General features: G+C 49.5%; 1 rRNA gene. It reads right to left on the bottom strand.

Annotation, left to right across the window (positions count from 1 at the left end):
• Positions 1–114, bottom strand: a 5S ribosomal RNA gene (gene rrf / locus CSX02_RS07545); the annotation flags it as partial.
• Positions 115–220: the final 106 nt, after the last annotated feature.

Here is a 220-nt window from a genome sequence, read left to right as displayed (position 1 = left end):
GGCAGCCACCTACTTTCCCATGCCGTCTCCAGCATAGTATCATCGGCCGCTTAAGTCTTAACCATCGTGTTCGGGATGTGGACGGGTGTTGCCCCTAAGCGCATCGCCACCGGAATCATGGCGTCATCTTCGATGACTATTTAGTTTTCATTGAAAACTCAACAGTGAATAATCTCTACTTGATTTCCTTAGAAAGGAGGTGATCCAGCCGCACCTTCCG

The organism is Agathobacter ruminis (assembly GCF_002735305.1).
GTDB lineage: Bacteria > Bacillota > Clostridia > Lachnospirales > Lachnospiraceae > Roseburia > Roseburia ruminis.
This window is presented reverse-complemented; position numbering and strand designations above follow the sequence as displayed.